Genomic DNA, 1,047 nt, shown 5'->3' with positions numbered 1-1,047 from the left:
GTGAGGTCCTTGACCCAGATCATCGAGGCGCGGAGGTGGAGGCCGGCGAGGTAGCTCCCCGGGGTCTTGTCGTAGCGGGTCGCAATGCCTCGCCATGCCTTCATCCTGTTGATCGCCCGCTCGACGGTGTTCCGTTCCTTGTAGAGATCGGTGTCGTGACTGACGGGCCTGCCGCCCCCACTGCCCTTCTTCTTCCGATTGGCGGCCTGGTCCTTCTTCTCCGGAATGACCGCCTTGATACGGCGTTTGCGCAGGTGGGCACGGTTGCCGCGAGACGAGTAAGCCTTGTCTCCGGCGACCGCGTCCGGCCGGGTACGGGGACGGCCGACAGGCCCGCGCACCCGCACCTTCTTCAGGACGGGGATGAACTGTGGACTGTCCGCTGCCTGGCCCGCGGTCAGGATGAACGCCAGCGGGCGGCACTTGCGGTCGGCGGCGAGGTGGACCTTGCTGGTCTGCCCGCCCCTGGAGCGTCCGAGGAGGGCGGCCTTCAGCCGGAGTTTGCGCAGACGCCGGACGCGTCTTCGTTCTTCCCGCGCGGGATCGCTTTCGGCCTCCCGCCCGCTTTGTTCTTCGAGGCCGCCCCCTTTGACCTGGCCTTCTCCTCCTCGGCAGCAGCCTTCTCCAGAGCGGTGACGATGTCCTCATCGAGGTGCATCCCGGCCGCGTCGTGGTGGGCACGGGCGGTGGTTGAGTCGATGCTGACCAGGGACAGATCCACCTCACCCTGCTTCGCGGCTTCCGCGATCAGGCCTTCCAGCAGGGCCTCGAAGACCCCGGCGTCACGCCACTGGCGGAAGCGGTTGTGGACGGTCGACCAGGCGCCGAACTCTGCCGGCATCTCCCGCCATTGCCCGCCCGTCCTGAACCGCCAGATCACACCCTCGAACTGCTGCCGCAGCCGCTCGGGATACGGGCCGTACTCGCCGATCGGCAGATACGGCTCGATGAACTCCCACTCAGGATCCGTCAGTTGCACTCGCGTCACGCAAGACGGTCTACCGGACCAGACCGTGCCACGAAGGCACATCCCGCAGATTGATCACG

At 66.9% G+C, this 1,047-nt stretch carries 1 pseudogene; it reads right to left on the bottom strand.

The window, feature by feature from the left end:
* Nucleotides 1-988: pseudogene (locus ACIRJP_RS42750) on the bottom strand (IS5 family transposase); the annotation flags it as partial.
* Between the last annotated feature and the right edge of the window lie 59 nt (nucleotides 989-1,047).

Origin of the sequence: Streptomyces sp. NPDC102437 (assembly GCF_044765565.1) — a bacterium.
Lineage (GTDB): Bacteria > Actinomycetota > Actinomycetes > Streptomycetales > Streptomycetaceae > Streptomyces.
This window is presented reverse-complemented; position numbering and strand designations above follow the sequence as displayed.